The organism is Bradyrhizobium sp. S69 (assembly GCF_009766005.1).
GTDB lineage: Bacteria > Pseudomonadota > Alphaproteobacteria > Rhizobiales > Xanthobacteraceae > Bradyrhizobium.
Genome location: NZ_LMUK01000038.1, coordinates 370,846 through 391,089 on the forward strand (window position 1 = coordinate 370,846; position 20,244 = coordinate 391,089).

The 20,244-nt window shown below is 62.1% G+C and carries 22 protein-coding genes; 15 read left to right on the top strand and 7 right to left on the bottom strand.

Annotated elements, in window-relative coordinates; all coding sequences use genetic code 11:
- Window positions 1–56: 56 nt before the first annotated feature.
- The gene (locus tag GSQ88_RS16510) at window positions 57–1,784 is read right to left on the bottom strand and encodes an alpha/beta hydrolase family protein (protein ID WP_159008776.1); all 1,728 of its coding nucleotides are present in this window, start codon (window positions 1,782–1,784) and stop codon (window positions 57–59) included.
- A 274-nt stretch (window positions 1,785–2,058) separates the two neighbouring features.
- Here GSQ88_RS16510 and GSQ88_RS16515 point away from each other — a divergent pair, with 274 nt between their 5' ends.
- The 3 genes from GSQ88_RS16515 (at window position 2,059) to GSQ88_RS35680 (ending at window position 4,393) form a co-directional block, all read left to right on the top strand.
- Entirely contained in the window at window positions 2,059–3,264 is a 1,206-nt protein-coding gene (locus GSQ88_RS16515) for a TrmJ/YjtD family RNA methyltransferase (protein WP_159008777.1), read from the top strand.
- 112 nt (window positions 3,265–3,376) lie between these two features.
- Window positions 3,377–3,865 (top strand): cyanase, encoded by a 489-nt coding sequence (gene cynS / locus GSQ88_RS16520; RefSeq protein ID WP_159008778.1) that lies wholly within the window; start codon window positions 3,377–3,379, stop codon window positions 3,863–3,865.
- A gap of 141 nt (window positions 3,866–4,006) precedes the next feature.
- Entirely contained in the window at window positions 4,007–4,393 is a 387-nt protein-coding gene (locus GSQ88_RS35680) for a hypothetical protein (protein ID WP_159008779.1), read from the top strand.
- A 73-nt stretch (window positions 4,394–4,466) separates the two neighbouring features.
- Here GSQ88_RS35680 and GSQ88_RS16530 read toward each other — a convergent pair whose 3' ends face one another.
- On the bottom strand, window positions 4,467–5,279 hold the full coding sequence (locus GSQ88_RS16530; protein ID WP_159008780.1) for an isocitrate lyase/PEP mutase family protein: 813 nt from the start codon (window positions 5,277–5,279) through the stop codon (window positions 4,467–4,469).
- Window positions 5,280–5,409: 130 nt separating this feature from the next.
- Here GSQ88_RS16530 and GSQ88_RS16535 point away from each other — a divergent pair, with 130 nt between their 5' ends.
- Window positions 5,410–6,327, top strand: coding sequence for a LysR family transcriptional regulator (locus GSQ88_RS16535; protein ID WP_159008781.1), 918 nt, complete (start codon window positions 5,410–5,412; stop codon window positions 6,325–6,327).
- Window positions 6,328–6,353: 26 nt separating this feature from the next.
- Here the strand turns inward: GSQ88_RS16535 and GSQ88_RS16540 are convergent, their stop codons facing one another.
- Window positions 6,354–6,677, bottom strand: coding sequence for a DUF1476 domain-containing protein (locus GSQ88_RS16540; protein WP_159008782.1), 324 nt, complete (start codon window positions 6,675–6,677; stop codon window positions 6,354–6,356).
- 386 nt (window positions 6,678–7,063) lie between these two features.
- Between GSQ88_RS16540 and purC the strand changes: the two genes are divergently transcribed.
- From purC to GSQ88_RS16565, 5 genes are all read left to right on the top strand, one after another.
- On the top strand, window positions 7,064–7,831 hold the full coding sequence (gene purC / locus GSQ88_RS16545) for a phosphoribosylaminoimidazolesuccinocarboxamide synthase (protein WP_159008783.1): 768 nt from the start codon (window positions 7,064–7,066) through the stop codon (window positions 7,829–7,831).
- 8 nt (window positions 7,832–7,839) lie between these two features.
- Complete coding sequence (gene purS / locus GSQ88_RS16550) at window positions 7,840–8,082, top strand: phosphoribosylformylglycinamidine synthase subunit PurS (RefSeq protein ID WP_159008784.1); 243 nt, start codon at window positions 7,840–7,842, stop codon at window positions 8,080–8,082.
- Window positions 8,079–8,714, top strand: coding sequence for a hypothetical protein (locus GSQ88_RS16555; protein WP_159008785.1), 636 nt, complete (start codon window positions 8,079–8,081; stop codon window positions 8,712–8,714). The genes purS and GSQ88_RS16555 overlap by 4 nt, the downstream gene beginning before the upstream one ends.
- Entirely contained in the window at window positions 8,711–9,412 is a 702-nt protein-coding gene (purQ, locus tag GSQ88_RS16560) for a phosphoribosylformylglycinamidine synthase subunit PurQ (protein ID WP_159008786.1), read from the top strand. Before GSQ88_RS16555 ends, purQ begins: the two co-directional genes overlap by 4 nt.
- A gap of 136 nt (window positions 9,413–9,548) precedes the next feature.
- Window positions 9,549–11,153 (top strand): ABC transporter substrate-binding protein, encoded by a 1,605-nt coding sequence (locus tag GSQ88_RS16565; RefSeq protein ID WP_159008787.1) that lies wholly within the window; start codon window positions 9,549–9,551, stop codon window positions 11,151–11,153.
- On the opposite strand, the gene GSQ88_RS16570 is transcribed toward GSQ88_RS16565, so the two are convergent.
- Complete coding sequence (locus GSQ88_RS16570; RefSeq protein ID WP_159008788.1) at window positions 11,140–12,069, bottom strand: DMT family transporter; 930 nt, start codon at window positions 12,067–12,069, stop codon at window positions 11,140–11,142. The two genes, GSQ88_RS16565 and GSQ88_RS16570, sit on opposite strands and share 14 nt — an antisense overlap.
- A complete protein-coding gene (locus tag GSQ88_RS16575; RefSeq protein ID WP_159008789.1) occupies window positions 12,059–12,544 on the bottom strand; it encodes a PaaI family thioesterase in 486 nt (161 codons plus the stop codon). Before GSQ88_RS16575 ends, GSQ88_RS16570 begins: the two co-directional genes overlap by 11 nt.
- 182 nt (window positions 12,545–12,726) lie before the next feature.
- Between GSQ88_RS16575 and purL the strand changes: the two genes are divergently transcribed.
- Both purL and GSQ88_RS16585 read left to right on the top strand, forming a co-directional pair.
- Window positions 12,727–14,931: a phosphoribosylformylglycinamidine synthase subunit PurL gene (gene purL / locus GSQ88_RS16580; RefSeq protein WP_159008790.1), complete on the top strand. Its 2,205-nt coding sequence runs from the start codon at window positions 12,727–12,729 to the stop codon at window positions 14,929–14,931.
- 180 nt (window positions 14,932–15,111) lie between these two features.
- Window positions 15,112–15,504: a putative quinol monooxygenase gene (locus tag GSQ88_RS16585; RefSeq protein WP_159008791.1), complete on the top strand. Its 393-nt coding sequence runs from the start codon at window positions 15,112–15,114 to the stop codon at window positions 15,502–15,504.
- A gap of 318 nt (window positions 15,505–15,822) precedes the next feature.
- Here the strand turns inward: GSQ88_RS16585 and GSQ88_RS16590 are convergent, their stop codons facing one another.
- Window positions 15,823–17,007, bottom strand: coding sequence for an acyltransferase family protein (locus tag GSQ88_RS16590; protein ID WP_159008792.1), 1,185 nt, complete (start codon window positions 17,005–17,007; stop codon window positions 15,823–15,825).
- A gap of 219 nt (window positions 17,008–17,226) precedes the next feature.
- Here GSQ88_RS16590 and GSQ88_RS16595 point away from each other — a divergent pair, with 219 nt between their 5' ends.
- Window positions 17,227–17,400, top strand: a complete 174-nt coding sequence (locus GSQ88_RS16595; RefSeq protein ID WP_159008793.1) for a DUF1328 domain-containing protein — start codon at window positions 17,227–17,229, stop codon at window positions 17,398–17,400.
- A 105-nt stretch (window positions 17,401–17,505) separates the two neighbouring features.
- Here GSQ88_RS16595 and GSQ88_RS16600 read toward each other — a convergent pair whose 3' ends face one another.
- Window positions 17,506–17,865: a DUF427 domain-containing protein gene (locus GSQ88_RS16600; RefSeq protein ID WP_159008794.1), complete on the bottom strand. Its 360-nt coding sequence runs from the start codon at window positions 17,863–17,865 to the stop codon at window positions 17,506–17,508.
- A 185-nt stretch (window positions 17,866–18,050) separates the two neighbouring features.
- Between GSQ88_RS16600 and GSQ88_RS16605 the strand changes: the two genes are divergently transcribed.
- The 3 genes from GSQ88_RS16605 to GSQ88_RS35685 all read left to right on the top strand — a co-directional run.
- The gene (locus GSQ88_RS16605; RefSeq protein WP_159008949.1) at window positions 18,051–18,305 is read left to right on the top strand and encodes a BolA family protein; all 255 of its coding nucleotides are present in this window, start codon (window positions 18,051–18,053) and stop codon (window positions 18,303–18,305) included.
- Window positions 18,306–18,325: 20 nt separating this feature from the next.
- The gene (locus GSQ88_RS16610) at window positions 18,326–19,531 is read left to right on the top strand and encodes a low temperature requirement protein A (RefSeq protein ID WP_159008795.1); all 1,206 of its coding nucleotides are present in this window, start codon (window positions 18,326–18,328) and stop codon (window positions 19,529–19,531) included.
- Between the two features lie 266 nt (window positions 19,532–19,797).
- A partial coding sequence (locus GSQ88_RS35685) for a hypothetical protein (RefSeq protein ID WP_246784825.1) occupies window positions 19,798–20,244 on the top strand: 447 nt, incomplete at its 3' end.

Below are 20,244 nucleotides of genomic sequence, written 5' to 3' on the forward strand. Positions count from 1 at the left end.
CGTGAAACAGGCCCGATAGGGCTAGCCCAAGAAAGGCTAGCCCTAGAATGGCTGGCCTAGAACGCCGCCTGCGTCGCGGTGCCCGCCACCACGTACCAGGTGACGAAGATGCCGCAGATCAGGGCACCCGGCAGGCTGGAGCCGGTGCGCCGCCAGGTGAAGGTGGCGATCACAGCGGCAATCGCCAGCAGCGGCACGAACTGGATGGCGATGATGGTGGAGAGCGGCACGAAGCCTGGATCGGGCAGCGGGTTGAACAGCGCTCCGGTGAGCCAGAGAATGCCGTATTGCAGGGCGAGCAGCACGATGAAGCCGAGCGTCAGCGCCAGTATATTGGTGAGGTAGAGCGCGCCGCGCCCCGCCCCCACGGTCGAGAAGTTCCGGTGCAGCACGTGCAGGGCGACGATAAAGAACGCCGTGAACGGCACCAGGTAGATCAGGAAGATCAGGAACTGCTTGGCGTTCATCAGCTTCAGAGCCACGATCCAGAACCGGAAATCGATCTTGAAGGCGAGGTCGGCCAGCCATAGCGCGGCATAGCCCACGATCACGGTCACCAGCGCGATCAGGATCGACGGCCCGATCAAGCCGGCGCGGCGGGCGCGCTTTGGCGCGAACGGCATCAGCGCCAGCGCGATCAGCCCATTGATGACGGCCCAGACCAGGATCTGGTTGGTGACGCCCTGCGGCAGCCACGCCGAGGGCGTGACAAGGGCGCCGCCGAGCGCGAACGCCGGATAATAGGTCAGCGCCGGAATGAACGCGGACAGGATGAAGGCGGCTTTCCAGCGGCCGCCACTGGCCGCGACCTGTGCCGGCATGGTGCCGTCGGCGGGTTCGGGCAACCGCAGATGTGAAAAAACCGGCATTTCGAGCAGGCCGTCGAAGACGCCGATCAAGAGCGCCACGAAGCCGATCAGCGCGATCAGCGTGCCGATTTCCTTGGCGAACCAGATCTGGTCGCTGGCCGGGCGCGGCGTGCCGCCCTGCAAGGTCTTGCCGAACCAGTCGAGGCTGTAGCCGATCGCCTCATGCGAAATATGCTCGGCCGGGTGGGTCATGCTGGGCGTGTAGAGCACCCGTGCCGTCCCCTGGGCGGCGTCGCCGTAGACCTTGCCGGATTCGACCGGCCCCTGGGTGCCGAACAGGGCCCAAAGTTTCTGGCTTTGGGCCACGTCCTGCCCGCGCTCGACGCCCCACATCAGCATCGGGAATTCCTCGTATTTCGCGTACACCAGCGCGAGGTTGCGCGGCCAGCTCGTGGTGCCCTCGGCGGCAAACGGCTTGCCGGTCGAGGAGCCCTCCAGCACGATCGACTTGTAATCGTTCGGCATCGCGGCGGCCGCGGCGAGGATGGTCCAGCCGCCCATCGAGTGGCCTTCCAGGCCGATATTGGCCTTGTCGACGATGTCGAGGCTGCGCAGATGCGCCAGCCCGTCGGGGCCGCCAAAACCGTTGGCGAAGGCCGGCGGGTCGCTGTAGCCGTGGCCGGTCTGGTCGAGGGCCAGCACCACATAGCCGCGGCGGGCAAATTCGATGGCAAAGCCGTCCTGGGTCTCGCGCGAATTGATGTAGCCATGAACCGCGAGGATGCCGGGCGCCGGGGTCTTGGCGGTCGCGTTCGGCGGGATGTAGAGCAGGGCGCTCATGGTGTTGCCGCCTGCGCCCTTGAAGCGCACGTCCTCGATCCGGATACCGCCCGAGGTCTGCGTCAGATGGGCGAGCAAGCCGCCCGCCACGATCAGGACCAATCCGGCAATCGCCAACGACCATCGGCTACGCATGGCATTCTCCCCCCAATATGCCTGTTGCCGTTTTGGCTTTCAGGATCGTTTTTGTTGTGATTGATACCGTAAACGAAAGTTGGACGCGCGCAAGCAGGACTGTGCACAACTGTCCTGAGACTCCTGTCGAGCCTTCGAATGCGTCTCTAACTGCATTATTCCGCTTGAGAATTTCTGCCAGCCGGGCAATCCAATGGCTTAATAAAGAGGTGTTGAATCAAGTTCCTCGGAACTTGATTCAAAGCCTTCAGACGTTGAATCAGAAAGTGAAGAGATGTCCGGTTCGGGCACCGACAAGACCAAATCAGGCCACGAACTCACCGGCCCCGTCGTCATTCTGGTCGAGCCGCAGCTCGGCGAGAATATCGGCATGGCCGCGCGCGCGATGGGTAATTTCGGGCTGACCCGATTGCGCATCGTCAATCCGCGCGACGGCTGGCCCAACGTCCACGCCAGGCGCGCCGCCTCCGGCGCCGACCACATCCTGGATCAGGCCGTGCTGTTCGACACCGTCGAGCAGGCGGTCGCCGACTGCACCTTGTTGTTCGCCACCACCGCCCGGGCCCACGACCAGGCCAAACCCGTCGTCGCCCCCGATGCTGCCGCGCGCGAAATCGTGGCCCAGATCGGCAGCGGTACCGGCGAGGTCGGCATCCTGTTCGGCCGCGAGCGCTACGGCTTGCAGAACGAGGAGGTGGCGCTCGCCAACCGCATCGTGACCTTTCCGGTCAATCCCGGTTTCGCCTCGCTGAACCTGGCGCAGGCGGTGCTGCTGATGGGCTATGAATGGTTCAAGCTGTCGACCGCGGGCGCCTTGCCGTTCGCGATGCCGGAGCGCTCCGAGCCGGCCTCGCAGCACCAGATGCAGGCGTTCATGGACAATCTGGTCCGCGAGCTCGACAAGGTCGAATTCCTGCGCCCGGCCGAGAAGCGCGAGACCATGCTGGTCAATTTGCGCAACATTTTTACGCGGATGGATCCGACCAAGCAGGACATGCATACCCTGCACGGCGTCGTCATGGCGATCGCGGAGGGGCGCAAGGGGCCGGCAAAGGGCGGCGTGCTCGACGGGGAACAGGCCACAAGACTTCGCGCGCTTTTGGCCGAGCACGGCCAGGGCGCGACGCCGTCCGAAAGCGGCACCGTGCGCGGCCTGGCGCGGCTGTTGCGGCGAAACCCGACCGACGCGGAACGGATGCTGTGGCAGGCCCTGACAAAGGACCGGCGCTTTGCCGGCCAGTTCAAGCGCCAGACCCCGGTCGGGCGGCACATCCCGGATTTTGTCTCGTTCGTGCAGCGGCTCGCGATCGAACTGGAAAATCCGGGTGAGACCGAGGCGATCGTCAGCGATCGCGCCACCCGTCAGGCATGGCTGGAGGCGCGTGACTACAAGGTCGTCCATATGTGTGTCGCCGATGTTGAACGCGATCTGGAGGTCGAGTTGGCGCGACTAGACGCAAGCCTGCGGGAGGTCCGCTAAGCCAACGGCTTTCACCAACGGCTTTCACCAACGGTTTTCACCAACGGTTTTCCTGGCGATTTGGCATGCTCCTTGCGTGCCTAATTTGGCATCAAATCTCAGGAGAAGCCCCATGAAACGATCCGACCTCACCGAAAAGCTGCTCGATATCAAGCGCGAGAAGGGCTGGAGCTGGAAGCACATCTGCGAACAGATCGGCGGCTATTCCGAAGTGCTGATAACCGGCGCCATCCTCGGCCAGATGAAACTGACAAAACCGCAGGCCGCCAACGCGCAGGAGCTGTTCGGGCTGTCGAAGTCCGAGACCGCGATGCTCAACGAGGTGCCGATGCGCGGCGAGGGCACCCCGATGCCGCCGACCGATCCCTTGATCTATCGTTTCTACGAAATGGTGATGGTCAATGGTCCCGCCTGGAAGGCGTTGATCGAGGAGGAATTCGGCGACGGCATCATGTCGGCGATCGATTTCGACATGGTGATGGAGCGCGTCGCCAATCCCAAGGGCGACCGGGTCAAGTTCACGATGTCCGGAAAATTCCTGCCGTATAAATATTACGGCGCCAGCGGCAACGTGCCGGAATACGGCTTCAAGGAGGGGTGAGCCAGGCCGGTTAATGCCGGGTGAAATGAGGGGTTGGCTTTTGCGGATGTCGCTTTGCCAAATCGCAACCTGCGGTAAGTAGGTTGCGCGGCAGTCGCTTCAATCAAGCGTCAGTCGCTTCAATCAAAAAGGCTCCCCCTCATGATGTCGTTCAAGCAATTCGCTTTAGCCGGTGCTGGCCTGCTTCTCGCGTTGGCGCCTGCGGCAGCCCAAACGCCGGGACAGCGCATCGTGGTCGAACAACTTGGCAGCCAGCGTCAGGAAGGGCAGGTCAGGGTTCAGTCCAACATCAATTTCTTTGTCGCCGGGCCGACCGCCGACGGTGAAGACGCGCAGAAACTGCGCGACAAGGCGCAGCGCGCGATTTACGAGATGGCCGCGCGTCAGTGCGATTTGCTCCGCGAAGTGCTCGCGAAAGATTGCCGCATGGAGTCCCTCAACAGCAACATCGGACGGCAATTCGGTCAACAGCAGCAGGAAGGCTACACCGTCAACGGATCGATGAGTTTCCAGATCACGCTGAAATAGCGGCGTGATCGCGGGTTCGCAGCGGCAACGTGCCGGAATACGGCTTCAAGGAGGGGTGAACGAGCCCGGTTGGTCAGACGAACGCGGCTCTGACGTCCTTTATCGGCGCCATCTCGCGCACATAGGTGAATGCGCCCTGGTCTTTCATCTCGCGGGCGCATTTGAGAAAGGCCGCCAGCGCGTGGCGCGCCATCGCGCCGCCGGTACTGATGCGCTTGACGCCAGCGGCCGATAGCTGATCGACGGTCAGCGTCGGATCGGCAAAGCCCATCACCAGATTGAACGGTTTGTTCAGTGACGACACCACCGTGCGAATGGTGGCGATATCGCGGACGCCGGGTGCGTACAGCACGTCGGCGCCCGCAGCCTCGAAGGCCTGCAACCGCTTGATGGTGTCGTCAAGATCGTTGCGGCCGTGCAGCAGGTTTTCCGCTCGCGCGGTCAGCATGAATGGAAAGGGCAGTGCCCGCGCGGCCTCGACGGCGGCGTGCACCCGTTCGACCGCAAGCGTGAAGTCGTAGATCGGTCGGCGCGGGTCGCCGGTTGAATCCTCGATCGAGCCGCCGACCACGCCGGCATCCGCGGCACGTCCGATCGCCTTTGCGGCGGCCTTCGGTTCATCCGCGCCGCAATTCTCGAGGTCGGCATTGACCGGCAGGTTGGTCGCCTCGGCAATGATCCGGCTATTCTCGATAATGGCATCGAGGCTGACGGCGGTGCTGCCAAGCGTATTGGCGAGGCCGAGGCTGGTGGTCGCGAGCGCCTCGAATCCGAGCGAGGCGAGCAGCTTGGCGGTGCCGGCATCCCACGGATTGGGAATGATGAAGGCGCCGGGGCGGGCGTGCAGCGCCCGGAACAGTTCTGCTTTTTCCATCTGGCTGCGCATGATGATTCCTGCTCGAAATTCGCCGCCGGGTTGGCGTTGCGCGCAATCTAGTGGGGTTTTCGATATCAGCCAAATCTGTTATTTATTCAAACATCATCAGCTTTTTGCATGAGCCGGACATCGACAGCACATGGACAGTGAAGCGCTCCACACCTTCCTGACGGTGCATCGCCGCGGCGGCATTTCCAGCGCCGCCAAGGCCCTGCATCGCTCGCAGCCCGCGATATCGCGACGTATCGCGCTGCTGGAGCAGGAGCTCGGTGTGCCGTTGTTCGAGCGCGTCGCAGGGCGGACCGTACTGAGCGACGCCGGCCGGGTGATGGTGCCCTATGCCGAGCGCGCGGTGGCGGCCGCCCAGGATGCCACGAATGCGGTTCGCGCCCTGGCGAAACCGGATTCGGGGCCTGTCGCGCTCGCCGTGGTCGGCACGCTCGCGGGCGGCCGGCTGTCGGCGATCTTGAAACGCTTTGCGTCGGAGCATCCGCAAGTCGATTTCACCTTGCGCACCGCGACCAGTGCCGAGACCAGTGACATGGTCCGGCGCGGCGAAGTGACGATCGGCCTGCGTTACGATCGCGATCGCTCGCGCGACCTCGATTGCGAATGGCTATTCGCGGAACGGCTTCGGGTGGTCTGCGCGTCGGATCACCCGCGCGCCGGCCGCCGCGTCGCGAAGCTGGCCGATCTGCGCGGCGAACGCTGGATTGCGTTCCCGGAAGTGCCGGGACGCCGCGAGATCACGGCATCGCACGTCCTTGCGCTATTCCGGACGCACGGCTTGGGAGAGGTCGACTTGACCCCGGTCGATAGCTTGACGGCACAAAAGCGGCTGGTCGAAGCCGGCTTCGGCATCGCGTTACTGTCGGAGAGCAACGTCGCAGAAGAGCTGCGATCTTCTGACATCTCGACCATCGAGGTCGGCGATCTCACGGCAACCCACGACGTCGTGACGGTGACGCGGCACGGCGGCTTCCTGAGCGCGGCCTCGCGCCGGTTGCTGGAGATCATCCAGGCCGATTATCGCACGGCGCGGTCGTCGGGCCACTGATCGGCAGGTGCGGACGAGGCCGCTGCTTACGTCCCCGCTTTCAGCTGCGCGATGGCCTGCGCCATCAGCTCGCCCATCTTGGTGCGAAGCTGCGTTTCCTGGATGGTGATGCCCTTGGCCGCGAGGTCGGCGGTGACCTTGTGCACCACGTCGTGATCGCCGGCGGCCTCGAAATCGGCGGCGACGACTTCCCTCGCATAGGACGCCGCGGCGTCCCCGAAAAGGCCGAGTTGTTCGGCCACCCATAATCCCAAAAGCTTGTTGCGGCGCGCGTCGGCCTTGAACTTCAGTTCCTCCTCGATCGCAAACTTCTTCTCGAATCCCTCTTCGCGCTTGTCGAATGTGGTCATGATCGGGTTTCCGATTCTGGTGGCCAAGTTCTGGTGGCCAAGTTCTGGTGCCCAAGCGCCTAAGTGCCGGGCGCGGCCTCATTGCGGCGGGGTGTCCCGATGCCTAGATAAGCAGCTGCAATAGTTAACGCAAAGAGCCGTAAGGCCGCAGCGCCTAAATGGCGCATCGGAGTGGTATAAGTGGGATCAGGACGCAGTTAGCGGGGTCTGGTCGATTGTACTGGATGGGCCAATCAGATAGGTTGCCAACAGGCCCGGTTCTTGTTCTGTTTTCGACTGGTTAGGTTCAAGTTCCTGGCCTTCACGGCAGCTCCGTCGTGGGTCGCAAACCTTGTCATCCGGAGCACACCAAATTCATGGATTTCAACAATACACGGTACATCCCAATGAGCCGGCGACGCCGCATTTATGAAGGCAAGGCGAAAATCCTCTACGAAGGTCCGGAACCGGGTACCCTGATCCAGCACTTCAAGGACGACGCGACCGCGTTCAATGCCAAGAAACACCAGGTGATCGAGGGCAAGGGCGTCCTCAACAACCGGATTTCGGAGTACCTGTTCCAGCACCTCAACGATATCGGGGTGCCGACCCATTTCATCCGCCGCCTCAACATGCGCGAGCAGCTGATTCGCGAAGTCGAGATCGTGCCGCTCGAAGTGGTGGTGCGGAATGTGGCTGCGGGATCGCTGTCGCAACGCCTCGGCATCGAGGAAGGTACCCAGCTGCCGCGCTCGATCATCGAGTTCTACTACAAGAACGACCAGCTCAACGACCCCATGGTCTCGGAAGAGCACATCACGGCCTTTGGCTGGGCGACGCCGCAGGAAATCGACGACATCATGGCGCTGGCGATCCGCGTCAACGACTTCCTGACCGGGCTGTTTCTCGGCATCGGCATCCGTCTGGTCGATTTCAAGATGGAATGCGGGCGCCTGTTCGAGAACGAGATGATGCGAATCATCGTCGCCGACGAGATCTCGCCCGATTCGTGCCGGCTGTGGGACATCAAGTCGAACGAGAAGCTCGACAAGGACCGCTTCCGCCGCGATCTCGGCGGCCTGTTGGAGGCCTATACCGAGGTCGCCAAGCGGCTGGGCATCCTGATGGAAAACGAGCGGCCCGCCGGTTCGGGCCCGGTGCTGGTGAAGAGCTGAGGCAAGACGTGAAAGCACGCGTAACCGTTACTCTGAAAACCGGCATCCTCGATCCCCAGGGCAAGGCCATCGAAGGCGCGCTGAAATCGCTCGGCGTCGATGGCGTCGCCAGCGTGCGTCAGGGCAAGGTGTTCGACATCGAGCTTTCAGGCTCCGACACGGCCAAGGCCGAGGCGGCGCTGAAAGACGCCGCCGACAAGCTGTTGGCGAATACCGTGATCGAGAATTACCGGGTTGAGGTTTTGGGGTGAAGTTCGCGGCTGCCGTTGTCGCTGGTTTGATTTCGGCTTTCGCACTCTCAGACGCTTTTGCTCAGGAACCGAGCTGCCAATTCGTTCGTGCTCTGGGGGCTGGCTTTGTGGAGGACTGCGGAAAGCAATTGAATGCTTTCAGGCTTATCCTGCTGGAAACCAAGCTTGGCTCTACAGGTGTGAGGAGGGAGGTTCTTGGCGATATGCATGGGCGCTTTTCTTTCCCATGTCCCATAGAGCCAATGTGCGGGTACGAACCGTTCATCAGCGGTTTTTTCGTTTCTGCCGAGCAGTGGAATAAGAGCCCCAAGGATGAGCAGGCGATCTATCAAGCCGTACGAAGCAATCCGTTGATGCGTGGTGGGCCACCGCCGCAAATGCCTCCCGCGGCTTGCCCGGTGTTCGATGTTGTCATCGACGGAATGCGCGGACGGGGCGTGTGCCTCGGTGTGACCGACGTCAAAAATGCTAATATTGTTGTCGTGGTTGCTGCGGATGATCGTGTGGGATTGGCGATGAGCTTTCAGAAGTATCGATCGGCAGGCGAACTTCGGGACGAGGTGCTTGAGATGATGCCCCGGTTTAAAATAGAGCGCGCGACCGGCGACTCGGTGTTGGAGTGGTTCCGATGAAATCCGCTGTCCTCGTCTTCCCGGGCATCAATCGCGAGCGCGACATGGCGCGCGCGCTGAAACTCGCATCGGGTCATGAGGCCCAGATGGTTTGGCACGCCGAGACATCGTTGCCTGATGGCACCGATCTCGTGGTGGTGCCTGGCGGATTTTCCTACGGCGACTATTTGCGCTGTGGCGCCATCGCCGCGCGCTCGCCGGTGATGGATGCGGTGCGGGCGTTCGCAGCCCAAGGCGGCCTCGTGCTGGGCGTCTGCAACGGCTTTCAGATCCTCTGCGAGTCCGGGCTGTTGCCGGGCGTTCTCATGCGCAACGCACGGCTGAAATTCATCTGCCACGACGTGCACCTGCGGGTCGAACGTTCGGATACGCCGTTCACGCGCGGTTATAATGCCGGTCAGGTCATTCGGGTGCCGATCGCGCATGGCGAGGGCAATTACGAGGCCGATGAAGAGACGCTGAAGCGGATCGAGGCCGAGGGACGGGTGCTCTATCGCTATTGCTCGGCCGATGGCGCGGTCGACGAGCCCTCGAACATCAATGGCGCCGCGCATTCGATCGCGGGCATCGTCAATGAGCGCGGCAATGTCTTGGGCATGATGCCGCATCCGGAAAATCACGTCGAAGACATCATGGGCTGCACCGACGGCCGCGGCCTGTTCGCCGGGCTGGTCGCGCATTTGGAAAAAGCCGCGTAGCGTTTCCTGGCTGCGCCGGTCGCCCCGCGTCTGCTCTCTAATTCATGGTATCCGCCAACGCGCCGCTGCGACCGGCTGGCCTGAAACTTGCTGGTTCTCTCCCGAAAATCGCCGATCGTCGGACGGGAGAGACATCATGCTCATTCGCAAGGCATTCTGCTTGGCTGCGTTCGCAGCCATTGCGTTGTCGTCGCCCGCGGCGATGGCCGAGACCACGCTGCGCATCGCCATGACAGCCTCGGACATTCCGACCGCGACCGGCATGCCGAACAACGGCTTTGAGGGAATGCGCTTCCTCGGCTACCCGATCTTCGAAGGATTGGTGCTGTGGGATTTGACCAGGACCGACCAGCTCGCGCCGCTGCGTCCGGGGCTTGCGGAGAAATGGGAGCAGGATCCGGCCGATACCAAGCGCTGGATCTTTCATCTGCGTCACGGTGTGAAATTCCATGACGGCACCGATTTCAACGCCGATGCGGTGATCTGGAATTTCGAACGTTATTTCAACACCACGAGCCCGCAATTCGAGGCGCCGAGTTCGGCGATCTCGCGGGCGCGCGTGCCGCTGATGGATACGTATAAAAAGGTCGACGATGACACCGTCGCCATCACCACCACCAAGCCGGCATCCTATTTCCCCTATATGATGGTCTATCTGCTGTTTACGTCGCCAACGTCGTTTGAAAAGGCCGGACATGACTGGGCCAAGGTCGCGACCTTGCCGGCGGCCGGCACCGGACCGTTCCGCATCACCAGGATCGTGCCGCGGCAGGAAGCGGATCTGGCGCGCTGGGATGGCTACTGGGATCCCGCCAAAGTGGCGAAGGTCGACAATGTCGTGCTGATGCCGGTCCCCGAAGCGAATTCGCGGTTGGCGGCGTTGCGCTCCGGTCAGGTCGACTGGATCGAGGTGCCGCCGCCGGATGGCATCGCCTCGCTGAAATCGGCCGGCTACACCATCACCACCGGTTCATATCCCCATGACTGGCCGTGGTTCTACAATATCGGCGCGACCAACAGTCCGTTCAAAGACGTCAAGGTGCGCCAAGCCCTCAATTATTGCATCGATCGGGAAGGGCTGGTGTCGCTGCTCAACGGCACCGCGGAGCCGTCGTCCGGCTGGCTCAAGGCCAGCGATCCCAATTTCGGTTCACCGGTCAACCACTACAAATTCGATCCCGCCAAGGGCAAGGCGCTGCTCGCCGAGGCCGGCTACACGCCGGCAAAGCCGCTGGCTTTCAAGGCGATGATCTCGAATTCCGGCTCGGGCCAGATGCTGCCGTTGCCGATGAACGAATTCCTGCAGGAAAACCTCAAAGACTCCTGTGGCGTCAATGTCGAATTCGACGTGGTCGAATGGCAGGTGCTGTTGACGGCGGCGCGCGCCACGCCCGACAGCCCGAGCCTGCAAGGCGCGATGGCGCTCAATGTCAGTTCGCCATCGTCGGACGTCGGCGTGATGGCGCGCTATTTCTCATCCGCCAACTGGGCGCCGAACGGTTTCAATTTCGAGCAATGGAAGGACGACCAATTCGACGAGGCGCTGAAGACCATCGCCGAGGCGACCGAACCGAAGGTGATCTCGGCAGCCTATCGCAAGGCGAATGAGCGTCTGGTCGACAATCCGCCGTGGCTTTACATCGTCCACGATCTCAACCCGCGTGCGATGAGCCCGAAGGTCAAAGGTTTCGTCTCGCCGCAATCCTGGTTCGTCGATCTCAGCCTGGTCAGCTTGCAATAGATCGCCGGCGTCGAAACGCACTGCCCGGGATCGTCATGGCGGCGACGCCGCCCATCACGAGCACGAGGCCGAGCGTGAGATTGGACGGAACGGATTCGCCAAGCAGCAGGACCGACAGGCCGACGCCGATCGGAATGCGCAAATAGCCCTGCGCATTGGTCATGAGGGTGCCGAGCCGGGTCAGGCACATATAGAACAGCATCAGTCCGAGCGCGCTCGAGAAAATGGCCATGGTGACGACGGCACCCAGCGCTTGCGGCGTGGGATGCAAGGTCCAGGGGCGATCGATAATCAACGCCGCCGGCAGCAGCAATAGCCCGCCGAACAGCAACGAGCCCGCGGCCACCACCATTGGGTCGTATTCGGTCAGCCGCAACCCGAAGATCGTGGCGCACGCAAATGAGATGGTGGCGATCAGGATCACGATCTCGGCGAAGATATTGGCATTCAGGTTGCCAAGCGCGTCGAGGCCAATGATGGCGATCGTTCCGGCAAGACCCAAAATGGCGCCGACGAGCTTGAGCAGGGTTGCCGGTTCGTGCCGCGTAATGCCCCACGTGATCAGGAAGGCGAAGATGGGTGTGGTCGAGGCCAACACCACGGTGTTTGCGGCCGGGACATATTGCTGCGCCCAGGTGATCAGCAGAAATGGAATCGTCGAATTGATGGTCTGTTGCTGGGCGAACAGCTTCCAGGCCTGGGCGTCGGTCGGAATTCGCATGCCGCGCAGGCGCAGCACGACGAGCAGGAAACCAGCCGCAATCAGCGAGCGGGCCGAGATGAAGGTGATCGGAGGGATCGATCCGAGGCCGATCTTGGTCAGCGGATAGGTCGAACTCCAGCAGCAAGCCAACGCCAGCAGCAGCGCGTAGTCGCGCCAGCCACGCGGGGCCTTTGTTGGTACACTAGCTGGCAACGGGGCCTGCTGCCGGCGTCCGTCGCTTGACCCGCTTGATGGTCCCGGAAAACGTGAACAGCGGCCGCTCGCCGGACCTCAAAATGCCACGCAGGAAGATCATCGAGCCGCCGGCGCGGGTGACTTCGCCTGAGCCTTCGACCAGTTCGCCCTCGCGCGCCGCGTCGAGGAACTCGCAGCCAAACGACACCGTGACCGCCTGTCCTTCGAGGACCGGCGAGGCGATCGCAAACAGGCAATAATCCGCGAACGACATGAAGGCGCCGCCATGGACGTTGCTGGCGCCGTTGAGATGTTTCTTCTCGACCCGGAACGCGCAGCGCACGCTGCCGTCGTCCTCCGTCCGGTGCCAGAACGGTCCGTTATGGCTCTCGAAATTGTCGCCGCTCCAGGTCCGCCATCCCTTAAATTCGCCCTCGGTGGCGACGTGCAGGTCGGGGCGATGCCGGTATGCGGTTTTGGTCAGGTCGTCCACGCGGTTTGAGCCTTCAAATGATGGTTTTCTGTCTTAAATCCGATCCACCGGCGATGTGCAAATCGCCCGGCGCTCGGCAGGCCGCCGTAAAGCTCTGGACATCAGGAAATTGGGCCGTAAAAGGCCTTTTCGGGCCGATCCGATCTCCCTAAAAAGAGACCTCTCTCGCTGTAAGAAGCCCCATGAACCAGCCGCAGATCACCCCGGAACTCGTCGCCAGCCATGGGCTGAAGCCCGACGAATATGAGCGGATTCTCAAGCTGATCGGCCGGGTGCCGAGTTTCACCGAGCTTGGGATCTTCTCGGCGATGTGGAACGAGCATTGCTCGTACAAATCCTCGCGGCTGCATCTGCGGGGCTTGCCGACCAAGGCGCCGTGGGTGATCCAGGGCCCGGGCGAGAATGCCGGCGTGATCGATATCGGCGACGGCCAGGCTGTGGTCTTCAAGATGGAGAGCCACAACCATCCGAGCTACATCGAGCCGTATCAGGGCGCGACCACCGGCGTCGGCGGCATTTTACGCGACGTGTTCACGATGGGCGCGCGCCCGATCGCCTGCCTCAACGCGCTGAGCTTCGGCGCACCGGAACATCCCAAGACCCGCCATCTGGTGTCGGGCGTCGTCGCCGGCGTCGGCGGCTATGGCAATTCGTTCGGCGTGCCGACGGTGGGCGGGCAGGTGCGCTTCCACACCCGCTATGACGGCAATATCCTGGTCAATGCGATGGCGGTCGGGCTTGCCGACGCCGACAAGATTTTCTATGCGGCGGCCTCCGGCGTGAACATGCCGATCGTCTATCTCGGCTCCAAGACCGGCCGCGACGGCATTCACGGCGCCTCGATGGCGTCGGCCGAGTTCGATGATGATTCCGCCGAAAAGCGCCCGACCGTGCAGGTCGGCGATCCCTTCGCGGAAAAACTGTTGCTGGAAGCCTGTCTCGAGATCATGGAAGCCGATTGCGTGATCGCGATCCAGGACATGGGCGCGGCCGGGCTGACGTGCTCGGCGGTCGAGATGGGCGCCAAGGGCGATCTCGGCGTCGACCTCGATCTCGACGCGGTGCCGACCCGCGAGACCGGCATGAGCGCTTACGAGATGATGCTCTCCGAAAGCCAGGAGCGCATGCTGATGGTGCTCAAGCCGGAGAAGGAAAAACAGGCCGAAGCCATCTTCAAGAAATGGGGGCTGGATTTCGCGGTGGTCGGCTACACCACGCCGAGCAAGCGCTTTGTCGTCAAGCATGGCGGCGACGTGATGGCGGATTTGCCGATCAAGGAACTGGGCGACGAAGCCCCGCTCTATGACCGACCGCATGTCGAAACGCCGCTGCTGCCGACCATCCGCGCACAGGACGTCAAACCGCCGATCGGAATCATGCCGGCGCTGGAGAAATTGATCGCGACGCCGGAGCTCGGCTCGAAGCGCTGGGTGTGGGAGCAATACGACCACGTCATTCTCGGCAACACGGTGCAGCGTCCCGGTGGCGATGCCGCCGTGGTACGGGTGCAGGGCGGGCCGAAGGGGCTGGCGCTGACCGTCGACGTCACGCCGCGTTATTGCGAGGCCGATCCGTATCAAGGCGGCATGCAGGCGGTGGCCGAGGCCTGGCGCAATATCACCGCGGTTGGCGGCCGGCCGCTGGCGATCACCGACAATCTCAATTTCGGCAACCCCGAACGGCCCGAGATCATGGGCCAGTTCGTCGGTTGCCTGAAGGGCATCGCCGAGGCGTGCCGCACGCTCGACTTTCCCGTCGTGTCCGGCAACGTCTCGCTCTACAACGAGACCAACGGCCGCGGCATCCTGCCGACGCCCTCGATCGGCGGCGTTGGCCTGCTCGACGATTTCACCAAGTCCGCGAGCCTCGCGTTCAAGGCCGGCGGCGAGGCGATCCTGCTGATTGGCGACACGCAAGGCTGGCTCGGCCAGTCGGTTTATCTGCGCGATGTCTGCGGCCGTGAAGAAGGCGCGCCGCCGCCGGTGGACCTGGCGGCGGAAAAGCGCAATGGCGATGTGGTACGCGGCATGATCCGCGCCGGCACCGCGACCGCGGTGCATGACGTGTCCGATGGCGGATTGCTGGTCGCGCTGGCTGAGATGGCGATCGCAAGCGGCATCGGCGCGCAATTGCTGGCCGCACCCGCCTCGATCGTGCCGCATGCCTATTGGTTCGGCGAGGATCAGGCGCGCTACATCGTCACCGTGCCGGCGCAGGAAGCGGGCCTGGTGCTGGCCAAGATGAAAGGCGCCAGCGTGCCGTGCGCGCGCATCGGCACGACCGGCGGCGATGCCGTTGCGGTCGCCGGCGAAGCGCCGGTTTCGATCGCTGCGCTGAAGGCCGGTTTTGAGAGCTGGTTCCCGGCCTATATGAGCGGCGGGCATTAGCGCTTACGACGACGGTGTCGTCATCCCCGGCTGAGCGCAATTGCGCTCGCCGAGAGTGCGCGGTCTTGCGCACATCCAAGGATGGCAACGCGCACTGCCTGCGGCATCCCCTTGGCGTCGCCAAGCCCGTTGCACCGTGTTAGCGTTTGGCTCTTCAAAAAAAATTGGGAGGAGACCGAGATGCTTACGCTAGATCGCCGAGCCCTCATTCGTTCGGCCGCCGTCGGATCCGCTGTTGCCGCATTCGCGAGCGCGGCTGCTGAAGCTGCAACCACCGGCAACTATTACGTTATCGCGGAACTGGTCTCCAAGCCGGACACGGCTGGCGCGTTGCGCGATCTTCTCGTGCCGTTCGTTGCGGGGGCGCGAAAGGAGCCCGGCTGCATGCATTACTCCTTGCTGGAGGATGCAAAGCAGCCTGGACGGTTCCTGACATTCGAGACGTGGGCCAATGAGGACGCGCTGAAAGCTCACATGGTGACCCCGGAAATCCAGGCCGCGGTTCCTAAATTGGAGCCGATCCTCGCCAAGCCCTTCTCACAGATATTCCTGTCGATGGTGAGTGACGGCTGATAGCCGTATCGCGTGCGGGGCCGCCGCCAGTTTTGACGGCGGCTCGCGCATGCGCGACGCCGGAATCACCATTTTGGCTGCGAGGCACGAAGTTGCCCCGCTTCGCTCGAAAACGCCATAAATTACGGCAAATCGGAAACTGCCACGAGCATGGTGAGGCTGAGTGCGGTCGCGATCAAAATAGCCGATAGTCCCATTGGGGCGTCCTTGTAAGTTGACCTTGGACACGCCTCCCTGCGGATATTAATGCAGTTTTGATGCCAACTGCCGGCATGATCCGGACCCCGCAGGGCTGCATGTGCGCCAAGCGGGAACCGTTCAGAGCACGTGGCCAGAACCGGGGATTTTCTTTAAAGCCGCCGTCACCGCCCAACTGAATGCGACGGTCAGCACGAACGCGATGACGGCCTTGATGATCGCGGGCATATCGTAATCGAACAGCCAGTACTGCAGCCACAGCACGATCGGGTAGTGCACGAGGAAGATGCCGTAGGCGTCGGCCTGCATGCGGTCGAGCAAATGCCAGGGACGTTTCGAGCCTAAGAAAAATCCCAGGATGGCGAACAGAATGGCGGCGCTGAAGGCGACGAAGAAAAAGCCGTAAGCGGCGAGATACCAATTCGGCTGCGGCTCGGGATTACCCAATATTTCGTGCTTGATGTAGATCAGCACCCAGAGCATGGCGTAGGGAATGAGCGTCGCAATCAGCCAGCCCCAATTGCTGCCCTTCGCCAGCCGTCCGTCCGCGCCGAGCACGCCCTCCTTGAAATGCGCGACGCCGATACCGGCTCCGACGAAGAAATAGGTGGCATAGAGTAGTATCCGGCTGGCCTGCACGGAGAACGGCCCGAACTCGAACCAGCGAACGGGGCCGAAATAGAGCAGCGACGGAATATAGAGGAGCGCGGTGAGCGCCAGCAGGAACAGGACGAATTTAGCCGGCTGCTCAAAGCCTTGCTGCGACAATCGATTGATCGGATCGAGCAGCTTTGGCGACACCCGGTACAACAGGCTGGCGAGCAGGTCGAAAACCATCAGCACCCAGACGAACCAGAGCGGGCCGCTCGGCCATGGGCCGACCGTCACCATGTTCCACCAGAAATCCGCGAAGCTGATGTCGGGGTTTTGGCGCAGCGCGATGGCATAATAGGCGATCGGAATCACCGTGACGGCGGCAATCGCGAAGGGAAGGCCGAGCCGGAACACGCGATCGCGAAGGTGAATGGCCCACGGCTTGTGCGAGAAGCTCGGCCACACGAACAATCCCGACAGGAAAAAGAACATCGCCATGAAGAAGCTGTCGGTGGCCGCCACGATGAAATCAAAACCGAGCCACGACTTGGCGTCGGTGTGACCGAAATGCGTGTAGGGAATGACCGCGTGGTGCAGCACCACGACCAGCGTCAGGAAGCTGCGCGCATGATCGAGTGCGACGTTGCGCGAGGAGGCCTTCGGCGCGGCGTGAACTTGGGCCGGCGCCATCGTTTCGGAAATGGAGGTCATGCACGCCCCTGCATGGTTGTTACATCGGATGTTGCCGTCGGGAACCCGATTGAGCAAGGCAAAATTGCTTGATGCCGCCGCATCGGACGGCGTGGGCTTACAGGTCGCGGCCTTCTGTCGCAATGCGCTTGCGGAGGCCCGGAACCAGTGCCCGCACGCGCCGTTAAGTCAGCGTCATAAAAGCGTTGCCGGGTGGCGCGAAGGCTGGAGGAACGGGCGATGACACTGCTGAAATGGGCGCTGATCTTCTTTGTGGTGTCGGTCGTCGCCGGCGTATTGGGATTCACCGGTATTTCGGCCGCATCCGCCGATGTCGCCCGCTTGCTGTTTTACGTTTTCGTGGTGATCTTCCTAGTCCTGCTGATCCTGGGGCTCACGATCTTCAGGGCGTAGCGAAAAGACCGGCCATACCGTCATTGCGAGCGCAGCGAAGCAATCCAGAGCTCCAAGAAAGGCTGGATTGCTTCGCTGCGCTCGCAATGACGGCTTTTATGGCGTTTACGCCACTTCCTCGATCTTCACTTTGTCGGGATAGAACGCCAGATGGCCGGAGATTTCCGTCATCGCCGGGAACGGCGTCTCATAGGTCCAGATTGAATTTTCCAGCGTCTTGCCATCGGCAACCACGCTGTAATAGCTCGCGTCGCCCTTGTAGGGGCAGTGGGTGGTGCGCTCGGTGCGCTGGAGCAGGGCCATGTTAGCGTCGCTACGCGGCACATACTGGACCGCCGGATAGCTCGCTTCCTTCACGGTCAGGGCATGGGTGGTGTCGGCGATCACGACACCACCCACGGAGACGCGGACGCGCTTCGGGTTGGTCGTGATGGCGATGGGATGGTCGGGACCGGGGAGTTTCATGATCGTCAGCCTTCTTTTGGTCAGTCAGGTGTGATCGGTGCGGTCTGAGCCAGTTGATTTAAAACGATTGGACACGAAATATAGTACCCCGGGACGTGACATCCAGAGCGCGATCGGCAAAAATGGGGTTGGCTTCGGCCCGCGAGAGCTGGACGCGATTCGAAGCCCGAATGGAGAATATTTGGATGCCGATGGACGCGCGCGAGATCGAATCGATGATCAAGGCAGCGATTCCCGACGCCGAGGTGACGATCCGTGACCTTGCCGGTGACGGCGACCACTATGCGGCGACCGTGATCTCGGCCTCTTTCCGGGGCAAATCCCGGGTCCAGCAGCATCAGATCGTCTATCAGTCGCTGAAGGGACAGATGGGCGGGGTGCTGCACGCGCTGGCGCTACAGACCGGGGTACCTGACGGACCCGGGGTACCGGAAGGCTAGCGGCGGAGGCAGGCGGCAGCATGACGGTGGACGATCAACGCGGCAGGCTGTTTCGCCCCCGGATCGCCAACCAGCACAGCCGCGTCACCTATGCCGAGCTGTTCTTCGATTTGGTGTTTGCCTATGCGGTGACCCAGATATCGCACGCACTGCTCGGCCGGTTTACCCCGCTTGGCGCGTTGCAGACCAGCCTGTTGTTCCTCAGCGTCTGGTGGCTGTGGGTTTACACCGCCTGGATCACCAACTGGCTCAACCCCGAAAAGACGCCGGTTCGGGTGCTGCTGTTCGTGCTGATGCTCGGCGGGCTCGTGCTCTCGACCTCGATCCCGAAGGCTTTTGAATCGCGCGGACTTTGGTTCGCGCTGGCCTACAGCTCGATGTCGGTCGGGCGAACGATGTTTTTGCTGGCCTCGACGGCGCCCGGCCAGACCCTGGCGCGCATGAATGCCATCCGCATCCTGGTCTGGCTTTCGGTGTCGGGCGCCTTCTGGATCGCGGGCGGTTTGGCTGAAGCGGATTTGCGGCTGGAGCTGTGGGCAGTGGCGCTCGGCATCGAATATCTGTCGCCGCTGGCCCGGTTCTGGATCCCGAAATACGGCGCGTCGTCGGTCGCGGATTGGAGCGTCGAAGGCGGCCACATGGCCGAGCGCTGCGCCGGCTTCGTCATCATCGCGCTCGGCGAATCCATCGTCGTGACCGGTGCGACATTCGCCGATCTGACCTGGACCACCGAAAATGTCACAGCCTTCGTCTCGGCGTTGCTCGGCAGCATCGCGATGTGGTGGATCTATTTCCACAAGGGCGCCGAAGCCGGCTCCGAGCAGATTTCAAAGTCCAGCGAGCCGGGACGGCAGGCGCGGCTCGCTTACACCTATCTGCACATGCCGATCGTGGCCGGCATCATCGTCTCGGCGGTGGCCGACGATCTCGTGCTGGCGCACCCCGGCGGCCATGCCGATTACAAGACGATACTGAGCGCGATCGGCGGTCCGTTGCTGTTTCTGGTCGGCACCGTCCTGTTCAAGCACACCTTTCGCGGCTTCCTGCAACTCTCTCACGGCGTCGGAATCGTGGCGCTCGGCGCGCTCTATGGGTTCGCCGGCTGGCTGTCGCCGCTGCTGCTGTCGATCCTGACCACCGGCATCCTCGTCATCGTCGCCATCTGGGAATCGATTTCGCTGAGCTCCGGTGCAGCCGAATCTCAGTCCGACGCCACCAGCGCGTGAACCGAAGGTCGGCGAGCAGTTGCAGGGCGTGATCGCCGCGGCGGCATTGTAGCTGTGAAGGCTGGCCGCCACAGGTCATCCTCCGGATAACCTGTCACAGAAATTACCGTGTCTCACTTACGGGGTGCAGTCCAGTGCACTTAATTGACTGGCGGCGGCGTTCTAAATTAAAGGCACTTAATTGTAAGCGTCCTCGTTAAAGGGCACGCGGCAGACGATCACAGTCGGTTCAGCGTATCCAGCGTATCGTAGGTGAGCGAAAGGGTTTGACCAGCGCGGGTCTGGCGCGTGAGCACATTGTTATCGTTATCGTAAATGCTTTCCACAGACCGGGCGGTGTAAAATCCGATGCGCGCAAAATCGAATTTGTTGAAGCGATTCAATCTGCTTTTGCCCTGTCCATCCCTTCACACCTCCATAGCATTTCTGATTTTCAGAAATTGTTCTTGACTCCTGACCCAAATCACCTGCTTATTCCTCTCCATCCCGTCCCGAGAGAGGGGGCGTTGGCCATCGTCACTGACGTTGGGACGGGGAGCGGTGGACGCGGATGCGCTTTTGACGAACAGCGCGTGAGGCGGACGGTTAAGTCGTGTGGTCCTGATGCCCCGATGCCTGGCATCAAGTTCTTGAGAAGCTCACGCTTCTTGGGGGCGACGGTGACAACAAAGCATGGTCTCGCCGGGGAGAGCACGAAACAGGCCGTTAAAACC

Bases quoted from the DNA above. Each gene is read 5' to 3' on its own strand.
- GSQ88_RS16510 (WP_159008776.1), bottom strand. From the start codon at position 1,784: ATGCGTAGCCGATGGTCGTTGGCGATTGCCGGATTGGTCCTGATCGTG.
- GSQ88_RS16515 (WP_159008777.1), top strand. From the start codon at position 2,059: ATGTCCGGTTCGGGCACCGACAAGACCAAATCAGGCCACGAACTCACC.
- cynS (WP_159008778.1), top strand. From the start codon at position 3,377: ATGAAACGATCCGACCTCACCGAAAAGCTGCTCGATATCAAGCGCGAG.
- GSQ88_RS35680 (WP_159008779.1), top strand. From the start codon at position 4,007: ATGATGTCGTTCAAGCAATTCGCTTTAGCCGGTGCTGGCCTGCTTCTC.
- GSQ88_RS16530 (WP_159008780.1), bottom strand. From the start codon at position 5,279: ATGCGCAGCCAGATGGAAAAAGCAGAACTGTTCCGGGCGCTGCACGCC.
- GSQ88_RS16535 (WP_159008781.1), top strand. From the start codon at position 5,410: ATGGACAGTGAAGCGCTCCACACCTTCCTGACGGTGCATCGCCGCGGC.
- GSQ88_RS16540 (WP_159008782.1), bottom strand. From the start codon at position 6,677: ATGACCACATTCGACAAGCGCGAAGAGGGATTCGAGAAGAAGTTTGCG.
- purC (WP_159008783.1), top strand. From the start codon at position 7,064: ATGAGCCGGCGACGCCGCATTTATGAAGGCAAGGCGAAAATCCTCTAC.
- purQ (WP_159008786.1), top strand. From the start codon at position 8,711: ATGAAATCCGCTGTCCTCGTCTTCCCGGGCATCAATCGCGAGCGCGAC.
- GSQ88_RS16565 (WP_159008787.1), top strand. From the start codon at position 9,549: ATGCTCATTCGCAAGGCATTCTGCTTGGCTGCGTTCGCAGCCATTGCG.
- purL (WP_159008790.1), top strand. From the start codon at position 12,727: ATGAACCAGCCGCAGATCACCCCGGAACTCGTCGCCAGCCATGGGCTG.
- GSQ88_RS16585 (WP_159008791.1), top strand. From the start codon at position 15,112: ATGCTTACGCTAGATCGCCGAGCCCTCATTCGTTCGGCCGCCGTCGGA.
- GSQ88_RS16590 (WP_159008792.1), bottom strand. From the start codon at position 17,007: ATGACCTCCATTTCCGAAACGATGGCGCCGGCCCAAGTTCACGCCGCG.
- GSQ88_RS16595 (WP_159008793.1), top strand. From the start codon at position 17,227: ATGACACTGCTGAAATGGGCGCTGATCTTCTTTGTGGTGTCGGTCGTC.
- GSQ88_RS16600 (WP_159008794.1), bottom strand. From the start codon at position 17,865: ATGAAACTCCCCGGTCCCGACCATCCCATCGCCATCACGACCAACCCG.
- GSQ88_RS16605 (WP_159008949.1), top strand. From the start codon at position 18,051: ATGCCGATGGACGCGCGCGAGATCGAATCGATGATCAAGGCAGCGATT.
- GSQ88_RS16610 (WP_159008795.1), top strand. From the start codon at position 18,326: ATGACGGTGGACGATCAACGCGGCAGGCTGTTTCGCCCCCGGATCGCC.